This is a genomic window from Massilia aurea (genome assembly GCF_024753205.1).
In the GTDB taxonomy this organism is placed as follows: Bacteria; Pseudomonadota; Gammaproteobacteria; order Burkholderiales; family Burkholderiaceae_D; genus Telluria; species Telluria aurea.
Window position 1 is genome coordinate 881,430 of sequence record NZ_JANUGZ010000004.1, and the last position, 15,536, is coordinate 896,965.

Here is a 15,536-nt window from a genome sequence, read left to right on the forward strand (position 1 = left end):
AGAAACTGCATTTGTGTCAAAACCAAAGCTTATACTCGTTTCATGCCTAAAGGATTTTTAGGAATCTCTAATGTGAAGCCTACCGTATGCCGCAGAGCTAGCTGAGAAGGTCGTTGGGGCATCCGGGGCTTTGCGTCAACTGTGATCGATATGCTCACAGTGAATTTTTAAGAAAATCAAATTTTAGCCAGCTTTTTGCGTCTTACTGGACTCTTCCGATGTGATGCAATGTTGAATTCATCCCCAGTCATGGCATATATGTCTTTGAAGCGCAAAGCGTTATTTTTGCTCATTCGCTCTATTAAAAATGATTTTTCGCATTCTACAAATTGAACGCTAAGATTTTTTCCGGTTACTGTCAAGCCTTGTTCACTCAAACGCTTTTGTAGAACGTTATAAGCTTTGGTTATTCCAAAGTTTAAAAAATCGCCGTTTGATAATCTTAATTTGAGTGAAGACGATTTAATCGCCGCGCCCAAATTTCCAAATCTGTCTTCGTTGATAAGAATCTTCTCGTCCTCGGACGCAACCTCATTTGATAGCATTCGCTCCCAAGCTTGTAAGAGTATCTCTATCGCAATATCTTTACCTGCGACCTCATTGGAGTCGTGCGCTCGTCTTGCAAGGATGAAAGCAGCAGCATCAGCAGTTGATTGATCTGCACCAAGAATTATAGATCCTAAACGGCTGACGTTTGCTAGAAAAACCTGTTTGTTGGGTGCGCTGCCTATAATAAGTACGTCTAAGGGCACCAAACTGTCCAGTGGCTTCTTGGATAGTTCGAAGTTAAGTTCGCCCGATAAGGCTAATATTTGTAGTAATTCAAAGCTGATTTTGATGTTGTTTTGTTTGCGAAATTTTGCATATATTACTTTTAGGTAGTTGGAATCGCCTGCTTCTATAAGGAAATTGCATATCTCCTCATTTAAAGCAAAACTTAATTCCGAAATCTGTTCGTCTGTAATATCGGTGAGTGAATTAATATAGGAGGCAACCAAGAATTCTTGGAATGATCGGTGCGCAAAGTACAGGAAACTAGAATCTTTTTCTTCAGTTAATGATGAGACTAAATATTCCATCCGTTTTGCGCGCCAATCAATGGCTTGACCATCAGAAAGGCCTTCAAAGAGCGCTGTCGGAACCTCTTCGCGACTGAAAGTGCCTTGAGACACGCCCTGCCGAGTCCATGCCCACCATGCTAAATTTCTAAGAAATTTGTGTCGATCAGCAGCAGGAATGATGCTTCTTGCTCTTTTTTCCTGATCTCGATGAATAACTTCGCGAACAAAGTCACGATAGAGACTGTAACGGTTGGCTTTTTTAAAAGAGTAACTTGGATCAGCCGCTAAAAGCCCTACGATACGTGCTTGCACTGGTCTCTGAAGAATTTCGTCATTTAAATCATTGGTAACTTCGGAAATTCGTCGTGATCGCGTTTCTTCATCCATAAGGGCGGGGTTACGGTGTTTTAGGAATCCGTTTAGAAAGCGAATTTGCTCATCTGGTGTGAAAAATGCTAATTTTTTTTCCTGCCATGCCGGAAAGTCACTGTCTGTAAAATCCTGGTCTGCAACTCTGTTCAGGCCGCGAATGAGTAAATCACTTGATTCTGACGTAAAGGCATTCGGACGGCCTAAGAGCAGTACTTTCGAGTTCTGAGCGCGCAGCTTGTTGAACTCACGAAAATTGGCTCGAAAGTCATGCTCCGTCATAGCATGTTTCATTTCATCAAAACCATCGAGAATAATCAGCAGCCGGCCAGCATAGTTTAACTGCATCAAAGCTTTGTATGAGTAATTTTCCAATGAAAATCGAGAGGTGAAATGTTTTCCAAATAGGCCCGCTAACTCTGTTTCGTGAACTACCTGACCTAATGGAATAAGTATCGGCAAGCGTTCGTTGGCAGGGCTTTTAATATACTTCTGGGCTTGTGCAGAAGCAATTCGCTTCGCTAGACTACTCTTCCCGATGCCATAACCGCCGAGAACTGCCATTCCGGTATCGCCGAATTCTTTTGAATTAATCCAAGCGTGAACCGAATTGTATGCAATATCGTTTTCATTTTGGAAGCGACCTTCGACATAATACTTATGGACTTCATCAGATGTAAATTCATCAGCAAGCGCTTTTACATAAGGTTCCAGTCCAACAAGCCAACTCTCCAAATCGCTTAGTGTCATAAATCTTAGCGTGCGAGATTTTTCAATAAATTGTCTGGAAGCCGCACCTACTGGATGGTTTGAAACAATGAGTAGCAAGTTTATCTCATTATTATCTAGCGCGCTCTGGTAATTTCCTACAATGCTAATTAAATCGCCTGTCTGTAAAGCTCGTGAATATTTCTTGCACTCGACTGCGATTGTTACACGTTTGCCCAGTTCCATCATAGTAAAAACTACATCGGCATTCTTCCAACTTGCTTTCCCTTCAGGACGAGCATCCGGAAATTTGCATCGGAGGAGAGCTAATACGTGATCTCGAAAATCGTTGCCGATGGTAGTTGTGTTCATTTTTTAATCCGGGGCTGAGGAAGCAACACTTTAAGGGAGAAATGTGGATGGCGCAATCAGAATGTCGGACAGTGGTTCCGCGCAAAAGTGATTTGAGAAGTAGAATCTCCTACTTTAGGCAGAGAACGCTTAAATGAAGACGTCCTGTTTCAACGACGATCAGTCTATCGCCATTCTCAAGCAGGTTGAAACCGGAACTTCCGTTCCAGAGCTTTACCGCGAGCACGAAACCAGCAATGCCACGCTCAAGATAAGCGCACTAAACTTGATCGTGTGAACAAGGCACTGAGATCATTGCCGAGACGCTCAAAGAATGGCAGCGCCGGCTCAACGGTGAGTGCTGGCGCAGTGAGCTGCAAAAGAGCGGTAAGTTACTGCCATGCAAGCGTGCCGAGAGTTTGCATCAGCCAGGCATTCTACCTTCACAAGATTAGCCGGACGCGAGAAAAGGCCTGCCTGCTGACTGGCTGGTGCAGTTGAAGAACGACCGAGCATTTGAGGGTTCCGGATCTGCTTCCTGCGCGTCGTCGAAAAATTTCAGTGGATCACAGAAGGTGTACCGGTTGTGCGGCAACTGCGTTGAATCTGCGGATCAAAAAAAAGCCATTCCACTAACTAATGCGTGAGAATCCGCTGCCAGTGTATGTGCCAACCGCGTTCAATCAGAGCCGGTCGAGGGACCTCATGCATGGTTAGCCTGCCGACCAACGCAGCATTCGATTGTTTAACGTCATTGGTAATTCAATCGTGAACTACCGGCCCAACATGGCACTCGGTGGCAGCACGCTAAAACAGAAAATTGCGCTACTTTTAGCAAACTCTGAAAATTGGGATCACCGCTGCTTGGGGTGGATGAAACAGCGATCGGGAGTACCATAGTCGTGTCGGACTTAGGAATGTGCTTGATTACCGGAAATCGACCGGAGCCGAGGATTATGAATCCTAGAAACGACAACGCCCACTTCGATGAGTGGGCGTTGCGTAAACTATATTCTTGGTGGCCCGGGGCGGAATCGAACCACCGACACAAGGATTTTCAATCCTCTGCTCTACCAACTGAGCTACCAGGCCAAGAGCGCGCAATTATAGCAGCGTTTGTGGCAAGCAGACAATCCTTCCGCGCCGATCCTCAACCCTTGCTGCTGATCCGCTGCGCATGATCGCGCTCGAGCGCCAGGCGCAGGTCGCGGCGCCCCTTGGCTTCCTCGAAGCGGCGCACTTCATCCGGCGTTGACGGCACCAGCGGCGGAATCGAGGCCGGCTTTTTGTCGTCGCCCACCGCCACCATCGTGAAGAAGCAGCTGTTCACGTGCCGCACGGCCTTGCTGCGGATGTCTTCGGCGATCACCTTGATCCCGATTTCCATCGAGCTGCGGCCGGTAAAGTTCACTGCGGCCAGAAAAGTCACCAGTTCACCAACGTGGATCGGCTGGCGGAAGGTCACCTGGTCGACGCTCATCGTCACCACGTAGCGCCCGGCATAGCGGCTGGCGCAGGCATAGGCTGCCTGGTCGAGCAGTTTCAGGATGGTGCCGCCGTGCACATTGCCGGAGAAATTGGCCGTGTCGGGCGTCATCAGCACTGTCATGCTGAGCTGGTGGGAGGGCAGGTTCATGGTTGCAATCAATACAAGTGGCTAGGCGAGTGCTGATGTTGCCTCAGAAACTGCTGCGCGGCAAGGTCAGCCGTGGCCGTCGTGATCTGCTGCCCCGGCGACAAAAAGATAGCCCGACAAACGCGCTGACCGAAATACCCATAAAATCGTGGCATCACCATGCAAACCCGCTAGGCTCGGCAAATGAACAGCGAACTCCCATACCAAGGTGGATCGGTGCAGTGGCACCTTGGTCCCGTTATCGATGCATTGCGCACCTCGCGCGAGTCGACCCACAATATCCGGCACCAGGGCCGCGTGCGCGAGCTCCCGTCGCGCGATGTGCTGCGCCAGATCGTCGATGGCCTGTCGGCCGCGCTGTTCCCCACGCATTACGGGCGCCCCGACCTGAACGACGAGAGCATCGACTACTACGTTGCCGATACGCTCAACGTCGCGCTCGATCGCCTGGTCGAGCAGGTACGGCGCGCGCTGCGGTTTTCGCCGGCGGCGCCGTCCGAATTGACCGGTGCGGACGCCCAGCGTGAAGACCTCGTGCTGGCCGAGCGCGCCCGCGCGATCACGCGCGAGTTCGCGGCCCGCCTGCCTGCCTTGCGCGCGTTGCTGGTGTCGGACGTGCAGGCCGCGCTCGCGGGCGACCCGGCGGCCACCTCGGTGGCCGAGATCATGCTGTGCTATCCCGGCACCATTGCCATCCTGTACCACCGCATCGCGCATTGCCTGACGCGCCTGGGCGTGCCGTTCCTGGCGCGCGTGGTGGCCGACATCGGCCACTCGCTCACCGGCATCGACATCCACCCCGGCGCGCAGATCGGCGGCAGTTTCTTCATCGACCACGGCACCGGCGTCGTGATCGGCGAAACCGCGATCCTCGGCGAGCGCGTGCGGCTGTACCAGGCGGTCACGCTGGGCGCCAAGCGCTTCCCGGTCGATGACAGCGGCGCCCTCGTCAAGGGCATTCCACGGCATCCCATCGTCGAGGACGACGTCGTCATCTATGCCGGCGCCACCATCCTGGGCCGAATCACCATCGGCGCCGGGTCGACCATCGGCGGTAATGTCTGGCTCACGCAAAGCGTCCCGCCGGGCAGCAATGTGTCGCAAGCGCAGATGCGTAATACCTGAACACCGGCGATGACGATCCTGCTGGTACCCGGCTACATGGCCGATGACACGCTATGGGACGACCTGCGCGCGCCGCTCGCGCCATTCGGTCCGCTCGTTCATGCCGACCTGCGCCATGACACGTCGCTCGAAGCAATGGCGGCGCGCGTACTGCGCGACGCACCGCCCTCGTTCATCCTCGTCGGCTTTTCGATGGGCGGCTATGTCGCGCGCGAGATCGTGCGCCAGGCGCCCGAACGGGTGGAGGCGCTGGCCCTGATCGCCAGCTCGACCCGGCCCGATACCCATGCGGTCAAGCAGGGCAAGCGCTCGGTGGCGCGCTCGGCGCCGTCGGTGTCGTTCGCGGGCCTGAGCCGCACGGCGATCGCGACATCGCTGCATCCTGCGCGTGCGGGCGACGAGGCACTGATCGAGCGTGTACGCCAGATGGGTGTGCGGCTGGGGGCAGAGGCGTTTCGCCACCAGTCGATGGTCGAGCGGCCCGGTGACCTGCATCTGCTGGACCAGATCCGGTGCCCGACGCTGATCGTCGCGGCCCGGCACGACCGCTTGCGCAGCCTGGAAGAATCGCAGGAGCTGCATGCAGGGATCGCCGGATCCACGTTTGCCGTCATCGAGGACAGCGGTCACATGATCCCGATCGAAGCGCCGCAGGTGCTGGCAGAGGTGCTGGTGCCGTGGCTGGAAAGCGTGTCAGCCTTGCGCGCCGGCTGAACGACTATGCCGCGGCGGGCGTGACTTTCTCGCACCAGCCGTGCAGGCCGCGGATCGCGTCTTCCTTGTGCTTGGCCTCGATCTCGATCCATGGCGCTTGCAGGTAAGACGATGGCATCACCGAAATCAGATCCGAGTGCTGGCGGTCGTTGAACCCTTCGCGGCCGTTCGAGATGTGCACCAGCTGGTGCGCGGGATCGGGCCAGGTGGCGCGGGCCTTGGCCAGCGTCTCGGCCACGCTCGGGTGGTCGTAGCTGTCGAGCTTTTCATGAACGATGTGGTGGTGGGCGTCGAACACCATCGGCACACCCGCACGCACGCACACGGCGTGGATTTCGTCGGCGCTGTAGGCGTATTCGTCATTCTCCAGACACAGGCGGCTGCGGATCGCCTCGGGCAATTCGGCGATGCGGGCCACCAGCTGGTCTTCGCGGTCGGATTTGCCGCCGTGGATCTCCAGCAGCGCCCAGGGCGAGCGCGGTTGCTCCAGCAAATCCATGATGTCGGCGTGCATCTGCAGGATCTTGACGCTGTTGGCGACGACGTTCTCCGAGTCCGAGCTCAGTACCACGAACTGGTCGGGGTGCATCACGAGCCGGATCCCGCGTTCGGTCGCGCGCCGGCCCGAGCGGCCCAGCGTTTCCTTGAATTTTTCCAGAATCGCCAGGCCGAACGGCTCGTCGGCGAAGGGGAAGATCGACGACGGCATCCGGTACAGCTTGATGCCTTCGCGCTCGCAGTAGCGCAGGGCGTTGTCGAGCGTCTGGATATTGTCGCGGTAGATGTCTTCCAGCGCGCGCTGCTGGCCTTCTTCGGACAGGTCGAGCAGGCGCTTGCGCGTGATCGTGCGATACCGCACCTCTTTCGAGACGGTGATGCAGACAAGGCCGAGGTGTGGTTGGGTGGCGATCAGGGTCATGGTGCAGGCAAGTCTAGCCGAAGCAGCGTTGACGAAGAGCGCGCCTGGGGTTGGAACCAGGGTCGAAAGCGGGGCAGGGCGAGTTACTGGCACCTTACCGCGGCGTGCCGAACACCTGGGTCCAGTAGATAATGCCCGCCTGTCGGTCGGCCGTGACGCCGTAGGCCGCGCCCATCTCGGTGAAGTCCGCTTGCATGATGTTGGCGCAGTGGCCCGGGCTGTCGATCCAGCCGTCGACCGCTTCCTGCGGCGAGTGCTGGCCGAAGGCGATGTTTTCACCCAACCGGTGCCAGCGGTATCCGGCGCGCGTGGCGCGATCGGCCGGGTCGCTGCCGTCCTGTGCATAGTGGTTGAAGTAGCGGCGGGTGGCCATGTCGTGGCTGTGGGCCAGCGCGGCCTCGCCCAGCACCGCGTTCCATTGCAAGGGCGGCGCCGCCGCAAATGCGCGGTCGCCGCACATGCGTGCGCTGGCGCGTGCAAGATTGACCGCTTCGAGGATCGCGCGGCCGGCGTCACGCCAGTCCGGGTAAGTAGTCGAGGGTAGGGGCGGCGCCGGGCGGGCCAGCACGACGGTCCAGGTTGCGCCTTCGCGGTAGCTGCCCACGGCCAAGAATTGTTCGCTGCGCAGCACCTTGCAGTACTTCTGCTGCAGCACCTTCATGGCGGCCACGGCATCTTCCGGACCGGTGACGTCGACGGAATCCGCGTTATCGGCGGCGTAACCGGCCTGCGCCAGGGCCGATTCAATGAAGGTCCCGAAGCCAATCCGGATCTGCGCCAGGGCCGGCTCGGCGACCAGCGGCGTCACGGGCGCGACCGGTGCGCCGTCGCAGTCAGCCGGTTTGGCGCGATAGGCATTGATCAGTGCTGCCAGCGGATCGGCAGCAAGCGACTGGGCCCAGGCTGGCGCGATCGATGTCAGCAGGCCGAGCCCGAAGAGGGCAGCGCGCATGACTGATCGCTTCACCGGCCGGTCACTGCCCGGCTTGCGACGCCAGCGTGTGCGGCGTGAGCACGAGTTTCGAGGTGTCGAGGCCCTGGGCCTTCAGTCGTGCCAGCAAGGCGTTGTATTCGGCCGCGGGGACCTGCGGTGTACGCGACAGGATCCACAGGTACTCGCGCTTGGGTTCGCTCACGGCGGAGAGCTGGTACTTGTTGTCCAGATCGATCACCCAGTAATCGCCCCACACCATCGGGATGAAGGACAGGATGGCCGGTGCAAAGCGCACCTCAAGCTTGGGCGACGTGGCCGCGCCCGGCTGGCGCGCGACGCCTTCGGCGGTATCGACCTTGCCGTCGGCAGTGCGGCAGCGGTTGATCACCTTGACCCGGCCGTCCTTGTCGAGGTTGTAGGTTGCGCTGGTGTCGCCCACGCATTTCTTCTGAAACTCGTTCGGGAACTTGGCGATTTCGTACCAGACGCCCATATAGCGGGGCACCGCGAGCGATTCGATCGGCTGCAATGGCTTGGCGGCGTCAGCAGCCAATGCCGACCCGGCGCAGAGGCCAGACAGGGCGAGCGTGGCGCACGCGGCAAGGAACGATGGCTTGGCAAACATGGGAACCTCTTGTGATCTTCAAGGTTCACAGAATAATGACAAAACCGCCATGATGTCGCATGGTTTACAGCACCACGCCATCACACCTTGCGCACGAACTCCGTCTTCAGGCTCATGGCGCCGAAGCCATCGATCTTGCAATCGATGTCGTGGTCGGCGTCGACCAGGCGGATGTTCTTGACCTTGGTGCCCTGCTTGATCACGCCGCCCGAGCCTTTTGGCTTGAGGTCCTTGATCACGGTGACGGTGTCGCCGTCCTGCAGGATGTTGCCCGACGCATCTTTGTAGACGCGCGCGGTCTCGGCGGTAGCAGCACCCGCGATCGGCCACTCGTGCGCGCATTCCGGGCAGACGTACTGACCGGCGCCGTCGTCATAGGTGTAGGCCGATTGGCAGAGGGGGCAGGGCGGAAGGGTATGCATGAGTGGCCTTGGAATGCAAAAACGCCACTCGGTGGTGGCGTTTTTTGCGTGTTGCTGAATTCTTGGTGGCCCGGGGCGGAATCGAACCACCGACACAAGGATTTTCAATCCTCTGCTCTACCAACTGAGCTACCAGGCCAAGAGAGGCACGATTATAGCGATCGATTTTCAGTTGCGCAAGTGCTCTTGCGCGCGCGGCCGCGCAAACGTGGTCTGTGCGTGGCTGTCGGGCTCATCGGCCTGTCCCGCTCACCTGCACCGGCGTGAACCCGCCGCCCGGCCCCCGGCACCGGCATATCGCTATAATGCCTCCATGACCACGCCCACGACCTCCACCATCCGGACCGACGTCTGCATCGTCGGCAATGGCGCCATCGCCAAGACGGCAGCCCTCGGCTTCGCCCAGGCGGGCCACAGCGTGACGCTGCTGGCGCCGTCGGCCCGGCAAGCGCCAGCTGCAGCGACTACGCCGGCGGTCGAGCGACCGTGGGACGTGCGCGTGTATGCGCTCAACCATACGGCGCATGACCTGCTGGACTCACTGAAGGTATGGGATGCCCTTGACATGGCGCGCATTGCGCCGGTCGATGCGATGGACGTGCACGGCGACGGCGCCGATGGCGGCAGCCTGGGCTTCGATGCCTTCGGCGCCCGTGTCGGCACGCTCGCATGGATCGTCGAAGACCAGAACCTGAACGGCGCGCTCGATGCCGCGCTCCGCTTCGCGCACAATGTGCAGCGCGTGGAGGGGCGCGCCTGCGAACTGACCTGCAGCGACAGCGGCGCCGCCGTGCGCCTCGAAGACGGCCGCCGTGTCGAGTGCGCGCTGCTGGTCGGCGCGGACGGGCGCGAATCGTGGGTGCGCGGGCAGTGCGATATCGGCGTCGACTACCGCATGTATCACCAGAGCGCCATCGTCACCAACTTCGCCTGCGACAAGCCGCACCATGGCGTCGCGCACCAGTGGTTCACCGGCTCGGACGGCATCATCGCGCTGCTGCCGCTGCCGGGCAACCGCGTCTCGCTCGTGTGGTCGGCGCCGGAAACCCTGGCCGCCACGCTGATGGAAGAGTCGCTGGGCGAGCTGGCGATCCGGCTTGGCGAATACGCCGACGACAAACTGGGTACGCTGCGTCCATTGCAACCCGATGCGGTGGCCGCCGTGCCGCTGGCGCTGATCAAGCCGCATGCGATGGTGGCGCCGCACGTGGCGCTGGTGGGCGACGCGGCGCATGCCGTGCATCCGCTGGCCGGCCATGGGATGAACCTGGGGTTTGGCGACATCGTCGACCTGCTGGCCATCGTGCGTGACCGCGAAGAGCGGCGCGCCATCGGCGACGAGCGGGTGCTGGCGCGCTATGCCCGCAAGCGCAAGGAAGAGGTGCTGCTGATGCAACTGGCCACCGATGGACTCGAACGCCTGTTCGGCGCGAACCTGGAACCGCTGCGCGTGGTCCGGAATATCGGCCTGAACCTGCTCAATAACATGCCGGCACTGAAGCGGCGCCTGATGGCCCATGCCATGGGCAAGTCATCAATCTGAGAAATACACGCTGAGGAATACAAGCATGCTTAAAATGAAGATCGCCGTCCTGCTGGCGACTGGCCTTCTCGCATCGTGCGTCGATGCGCAGACCAACGTCGAATCGACCATCAAGAAGGCGCTCGAGCCACGCCTGAGCGGCGCGAAGATCGAGTCGGTCAAGGAAACCCCGTATTCGGGCCTGTACGAAGTGCGCGTCGCAGGCGACATCCTGTACACCGACAAGAAGGGCGAGTACCTCGTCATCGGCCAGGTCTACGACGTGAAAAGCTCGCGCAACCTGACGCGCGAACGCATCGATGAAGTCAACAAGATCAAGTTCTCCGATCTGCCGCTCGAGATGGCGCTCAAGCAGGTCAAGGGCAACGGCAAGCGCGTGATCGCGGTGTTCGAGGATCCGAACTGCGGCTACTGCAAGCGCCTGCGTCAGACCACGCTCAAGGAGATCGACAACGTCACGATCTACACCTTCATGTACAACATCCTGTCAGAGGATTCGTCGGTAAAGTCGAAGAACATCTGGTGCGCGTCCGATCGCAACAAGGCCTGGGATGACTGGATGATCGCCGGCAAGGTGCCGCCAACCACGCCGGCCGCGTGCGAATCACCGAACGAGAAGGTTCTCGCGCTGGGCCAGAAGCTGCGCATTACGGGCACGCCGGCGATCTTCTTCGCCGACGGCTCGCGCATCCCGGGCGCGATCGACCTCAAGGCGCTCGAAGGCAAGTTCGATTCGCTCGAAGGCAAGGCCGGGAAGTAACCGGCGTGCCGCCGCGCGAGGACATCACGCTCACCGGCATCCTGCTGGCCGCAGGGCGCGGCCGGCGTTTCGATCCGGCCGGTGTGCAGAACAAGCTGCTCCAGCGCCTGCCGGGCGGCGAGTTCGTCGTCGTGGCCAGTGCGCGCAAGCTGCTGGCGGTGCTGCCGCACGTGGTGGCGGTGGTGCCACCAAGCGATGGTGGCGTGGCCGATGCGCTGCGCGCGCTCGGTTGCACCGTCACCGTGTGCCCGGACGCCGACAGCGGCATGGGCCTGTCGCTGGCGCATGCGATTCGCCATGCGCCGCTCCATACGCATGGTGCCAACGGCTGGCTGGTGGCGCTGGGTGACATGCCGTTCGTGGCCGAAGCGACGCTGCAGGCGCTGGTGCGCGCGATTGGCGACGGTGCCGGGATTGCGGCGCCGCTGTTCGATGGCCGCCGCGGCAATCCGGTTGCGTTTGGCGCCGTCCACCACGCCGCCTTGCTGGCGCTGGACGGCGACCAGGGCGCGCGGCGCCTGCTCGCGAGCAGGCCGGTGACCACAGTCGCCGTGCCCGACCCCGGCATCCTTCGCGACATCGATACACAGGGCGATCTGCCAGCCTGAATCCGCTTACACTACTGTCCATACGGCGCGACCCGAGACCAACCCCAGATCATGAAAAAGCCATCGCAAAAAAAACAGAGCGCACTTCACTACACCATCGTCCCGCGGGACCTGGCCGGTCACCTGTTCAACGTCACGCTGACGGTGGCCAATCCCGATCCTGACGGGCAGACCTTCGCGCTGCCGGCCTGGATCCCGGGCAGCTACATGATCCGCGAATTCGCGCGCAATATCGTGCGCATCCGCGCCGAGCGGGCCGGGGCTGCGGTGGCACTGACAAAGCTCGACAAGCACACGTGGCGTGGCGCGCCTGGCGATGGCCTGCTGACGCTGCACTACGAGGTGTACGCGTGGGACCTGTCAGTGCGCGCTGCGCACCTGGACCAGACCCACGGCTTCTTCAACGGCACCAGCGTGTTCCTGCGCGTGGTGGGGCAGGAAGCGACGGCGCACCACGTCGACATCCAGCGGCCGGGCGATGCAGCTGCCCGCACCTGGCGCGTGGCGACCTCGATGAAAGAAGCGGGCGCCAAGCGCTACGGCTTCGGCACCTACGGCGCGGCCAACTACGATGAGCTGATCGACCATCCGGTCGAGATGGGCGACTTCGAACTGGCGACGTTTGAGGCGCACGGCATCCCGCACGACATCGTCATCACGGGCCGCGTGCCCAACCTGGACATGGCGCGCCTGCAGGCCGACCTGAAAGCCATCTGCGAAACCCAGATCGCCTTCTTCGAACCGCTGACCAAACGCGCGCCACTCGAGCGCTACGTGTTCATGACGATGGCCGTGGGCGACGGTTACGGCGGCCTCGAACACCGCGCCTCGACCGCGCTGATCTGCGCGCGCGCCGACCTGCCCACCACCGCAAACCAGAAATCCGGCGAGCCGGGCGAGGGCTATCTGCAGTTTTTGGGCCTGTGCAGCCACGAGTACTTCCATACCTGGAACGTCAAGCGCATCAAGCCGGCCGTGTTCGCGCCGTACGACCTGCAGGTCGAGAATTACACGCCGCTCCTGTGGCTGTTCGAGGGCTTCACCAGCTACTACGACGACCTGATGCTGGTGCGCGCCGGGATCATCGGCGAAACGACGTATTTCAAGCTGCAGGCCAAGTCCATGTGCGGCGTGCTGCGCGGCAGCGGGCGCCTGAAGCAGAGCGTGGCCGAGTCGAGCTTCGACGCCTGGAGCAAGTACTACCGCCAGGACGAGAACTCGCCCAATGCGATCATCAGCTACTACACCAAGGGTTCGCTGATCGCGCTGGCGTTCGACCTGACGATCCGCGCGAAGACGGGCGGCGCAAAGTCGCTCGACGACGTGATGCTGGCGCTGTGGGACCGCTACGGCCGCGACTTTTATCCGAGCGTCGGGCGCGGCGTGACCGAGCACGAAGTCGAAGCGCTGTTCGATGAAGTCAGCGGCCTGAAACTCAGGAACCTGTTCGAGCGCTACGTGCGCGGCGTGGAAGACCTGCCGTTGGCCAAGCTGTACGCGCCGTTCGGCGTCAAGCTGGTCGACGAGCGCAAGACCGGCAAGGCGTCGCTCGACGCCGGCATCGGGCGCGATCCGCTGGGCGCCAGGCTCACGCAAGTGCACGAAGGCGGCGCCGCGCATCTGGCCGGCTTGTCGGCGCTCGACGTGGTCATTGCGATCGACGGGCTGCGCGTGAACGGCAATCCGTCGAATGTCGATGCGCTGCTGGCGCGCTATCGCGTCGGCGACCGCGTACCCGTCCACGCGTTCCGGCGCGATGAACTGATGGCGTTCGACGTTACGCTGCAGGGCGACCGGGTGCCGGTCATCACGCTGTCGCAGGCAGCGGCGGGGCGCAAGCCGGCAGCGCTCAAGCGGCCGAGCGCCGTCTAGCCCGTCTAGCCATACCGGGCGGCGGGCACGACCCGCCGCCCGTACCATATCGCAGTGCAGCATGCTATCGTTGTGGCCTGTTCAACACGACCGCAAGAGCCCATGCCGATCCTGACCCGCATCGCCGCCGCAGCCTGTGCGCCGCTCCTGGCACTGTCCGCAACCTCCGCCCTGGCCCAACCGGCCGCTCCGCTCAAGAACGATGTCGTCACGCGCGTGGACGCCATGTATCCGTGGCTCGACACGATCTACAAGGACCTGCATGCGCATCCCGAGATCGCCTTCCAGGAAGTGCGCACCGCTGGCAAGCTGGCAGCCGAGATGCGCAAACTTGGCTTCACCGTCACCGAGAAGGTCGGCAAGACCGGCATCGTCGCGGTGCTCAAGAACGGCGCCGGCCCCACGGTCCTGGTACGCACCGACATGGATGGCTTGCCGATGGAAGAAAAAACCGGCTTGCCGTACGCCAGCCGCGCCCGCGCCACCAGCGAAGGCCGCGACAGCTTCGTGACCCACAGCTGCGGCCACGACATCCACATGACCAGCTGGCTCGCCACCGCGCGCACGCTGGTCGAACTGAAAGGGCAGTGGAAGGGCACGCTCGTGTTCATCGGCCAGCCGGCCGAAGAAATCGTCTCCGGCGCCAAGGCCATGCTGGACGACGGCCTGTTCAAGCGCTTCCCGAAACCCGACTACGCGTTCGCGCTGCATTCGTGGCCGCTGGCGCATGGCACGATCGGCTACAACGACGGCCCGGTGTCGTCCAATTCCGACTCGCTCGAGATCACCTTCAAGGGCCGTGGCGGCCATGGTTCGGCGCCCGACAAGACCGTCGATCCGATCGCGATTGCAGCGCGCTTCGTCGTCGACGTGCAAACGGTCGTCAGCCGCGAGAAGGACCCGAAGGAATTCGGCGTCGTCACCATCGGTTCGATCCAGGGCGGCACGGTGGGCAACATCATCCCCGACAGCGTGCAGGTGCGCGGCACCATTCGCTCATATAGCCCGCAGGTACGGGCCAAGCTGCTCGAGGGCGTGCGCCGCGTGGCGGAAGGGTCGGCCGCAATGGCCGGTGCACCGAAGCCCGAGATGCAGATCAGCGGTGGCGGTCAGGCGATCGTCAATAGCACGGAGCTGGTCAACAAGACCGAGGTGGTGTTCAAGGAAGCGTTCGGCGCCGACAAGGCCCATCGCATGCCAGCCATGACGGCCAGCGAAGACTTCTCGCTGTACGCGAACGAAGGCGTACCGTCGATGTTCTTCTTTACCGGTGTGTATGACCCGAAGGATGTCGCCGCAGCCGAACAGGCCGGCGGCAAGCCGATCGCGTTCAACCACTCGCCGTTCTACGCGCCGGTGCCGGAACCGTCGATCAAGACGAGCGCCCAGGCAATGACGCTGGCGGTGCTGAACGTGCTGGGTAAATAAGAGAAACCACGCGGCCCGTCACGGGCCGCGCTGCTGTTACGGCGCGGCTTTGATGCAATCGGCGCAGCGGCCGTATAGCGTGAGTTCGTGGCGCTCGACGCTGAAGCCTTTCGGGGCCATGTGGTCGATGTCGCCCGGGCAGGCGTGCACGTCGAACACGCGCTGGCAGTTGGTGCACTGGAAGTGATGGTGATGGTGCTCGGCCACGCTGGTCGATTCGTAGCGGGCGCCGTCGCCCGGCAGTGTGACGACTTTCAGCGCACCGTCGTCTACCAGCGACTTGAGGTTGCGGTAGATCGTGGCCATGCCGATCTGGCTGACGGCCTGACTGGCTTCGGCCAGGATCTCCTGTGGCGACAGTGGACGGCGTGCATGCTCGATCGCGTGCAGGATGGCTGATTTTTGGCGTGTATTGCGTTGCATAGCCGAAGAATACCTGAAAGCGCGACCCTTCGGCCAGA

14 protein-coding genes, 2 tRNA genes and 1 pseudogene are annotated in these 15,536 nt (G+C 60.7%); 8 read left to right on the top strand and 9 right to left on the bottom strand.

Annotated elements, in window-relative coordinates; all coding sequences use genetic code 11:
- Positions 1-176 precede the first annotated feature (176 nt).
- Complete coding sequence (locus NX775_RS18985) at positions 177-2,510, bottom strand: NACHT domain-containing protein (RefSeq protein WP_258837373.1); 2,334 nt, start codon at positions 2,508-2,510, stop codon at positions 177-179.
- A 133-nt stretch (positions 2,511-2,643) separates the two neighbouring features.
- On the opposite strand from NX775_RS18985, the pseudogene NX775_RS24255 reads away from it, so the two are divergent.
- Positions 2,644-2,754 (top strand): annotated as a pseudogene (locus tag NX775_RS24255) (IS3 family transposase); the annotation flags it as partial.
- Between the two features lie 751 nt (positions 2,755-3,505).
- On the opposite strand, the gene NX775_RS18995 reads toward NX775_RS24255, so the two are convergent.
- Together NX775_RS18995 and NX775_RS19000 are read right to left on the bottom strand one after the other, a co-directional pair.
- Positions 3,506-3,581, bottom strand: a tRNA-Phe gene (locus NX775_RS18995).
- 58 nt (positions 3,582-3,639) lie between these two features.
- Positions 3,640-4,125: an acyl-CoA thioesterase gene (locus NX775_RS19000; protein WP_258837374.1), complete on the bottom strand. Its 486-nt coding sequence runs from the start codon at positions 4,123-4,125 to the stop codon at positions 3,640-3,642.
- Between the two features lie 183 nt (positions 4,126-4,308).
- Here NX775_RS19000 and epsC point away from each other — a divergent pair, with 183 nt between their 5' ends.
- Together epsC and NX775_RS19010 are read left to right on the top strand one after the other, a co-directional pair.
- Complete coding sequence (epsC, locus tag NX775_RS19005; RefSeq protein ID WP_258837375.1) at positions 4,309-5,250, top strand: serine O-acetyltransferase EpsC; 942 nt, start codon at positions 4,309-4,311, stop codon at positions 5,248-5,250.
- Between the two features lie 9 nt (positions 5,251-5,259).
- Positions 5,260-5,964 (top strand): alpha/beta fold hydrolase, encoded by a 705-nt coding sequence (locus NX775_RS19010; protein WP_258837376.1) that lies wholly within the window; start codon positions 5,260-5,262, stop codon positions 5,962-5,964.
- Between the two features lie 4 nt (positions 5,965-5,968).
- Here the strand turns inward: NX775_RS19010 and uvsE are convergent, their stop codons facing one another.
- The 5 genes from uvsE to NX775_RS19035 form a co-directional block, all read right to left on the bottom strand.
- Positions 5,969-6,883: a UV DNA damage repair endonuclease UvsE gene (uvsE, locus tag NX775_RS19015; protein WP_258837377.1), complete on the bottom strand. Its 915-nt coding sequence runs from the start codon at positions 6,881-6,883 to the stop codon at positions 5,969-5,971.
- Positions 6,884-6,977: 94 nt separating this feature from the next.
- Positions 6,978-7,835 carry a CAP domain-containing protein gene (locus tag NX775_RS19020; protein WP_258837378.1) on the bottom strand — a complete coding sequence of 286 codons (858 nt, stop codon included), beginning with the start codon at positions 7,833-7,835 and terminating at the stop codon, positions 6,978-6,980.
- Positions 7,836-7,857: 22 nt separating this feature from the next.
- Positions 7,858-8,442, bottom strand: a complete 585-nt coding sequence (locus tag NX775_RS19025) for a lipocalin family protein (protein ID WP_258837379.1) — start codon at positions 8,440-8,442, stop codon at positions 7,858-7,860.
- A gap of 80 nt (positions 8,443-8,522) precedes the next feature.
- Positions 8,523-8,864 (bottom strand): zinc ribbon domain-containing protein YjdM, encoded by a 342-nt coding sequence (locus NX775_RS19030; protein ID WP_183553797.1) that lies wholly within the window; start codon positions 8,862-8,864, stop codon positions 8,523-8,525.
- 63 nt (positions 8,865-8,927) lie between these two features.
- Positions 8,928-9,003 (bottom strand) — tRNA-Phe (locus tag NX775_RS19035).
- A 174-nt stretch (positions 9,004-9,177) separates the two neighbouring features.
- On the opposite strand from NX775_RS19035, the gene NX775_RS19040 reads away from it, so the two are divergent.
- The 5 genes from NX775_RS19040 to NX775_RS19060 all read left to right on the top strand — a co-directional run bounded on the left by NX775_RS19040 (position 9,178) and on the right by NX775_RS19060 (position 15,075).
- On the top strand, positions 9,178-10,407 hold the full coding sequence (locus NX775_RS19040) for an FAD-dependent monooxygenase (RefSeq protein WP_258837380.1): 1,230 nt from the start codon (positions 9,178-9,180) through the stop codon (positions 10,405-10,407).
- 25 nt (positions 10,408-10,432) lie between these two features.
- Positions 10,433-11,167, top strand: a complete 735-nt coding sequence (locus NX775_RS19045; RefSeq protein ID WP_258837381.1) for a DsbC family protein — start codon at positions 10,433-10,435, stop codon at positions 11,165-11,167.
- Between the two features lie 5 nt (positions 11,168-11,172).
- Positions 11,173-11,775 (top strand): nucleotidyltransferase family protein, encoded by a 603-nt coding sequence (locus NX775_RS19050; RefSeq protein WP_370660598.1) that lies wholly within the window; start codon positions 11,173-11,175, stop codon positions 11,773-11,775.
- Positions 11,776-11,826: 51 nt separating this feature from the next.
- Entirely contained in the window at positions 11,827-13,647 is a 1,821-nt protein-coding gene (locus NX775_RS19055) for a M61 family metallopeptidase (RefSeq protein ID WP_258837382.1), read from the top strand.
- Between the two features lie 102 nt (positions 13,648-13,749).
- The gene (locus tag NX775_RS19060; protein WP_258837383.1) at positions 13,750-15,075 is read left to right on the top strand and encodes an amidohydrolase; all 1,326 of its coding nucleotides are present in this window, start codon (positions 13,750-13,752) and stop codon (positions 15,073-15,075) included.
- Between the two features lie 36 nt (positions 15,076-15,111).
- On the opposite strand, the gene NX775_RS19065 is transcribed toward NX775_RS19060, so the two are convergent.
- Positions 15,112-15,498: a Fur family transcriptional regulator gene (locus NX775_RS19065; RefSeq protein ID WP_258837384.1), complete on the bottom strand. Its 387-nt coding sequence runs from the start codon at positions 15,496-15,498 to the stop codon at positions 15,112-15,114.
- Between the last annotated feature and the right edge of the window lie 38 nt (positions 15,499-15,536).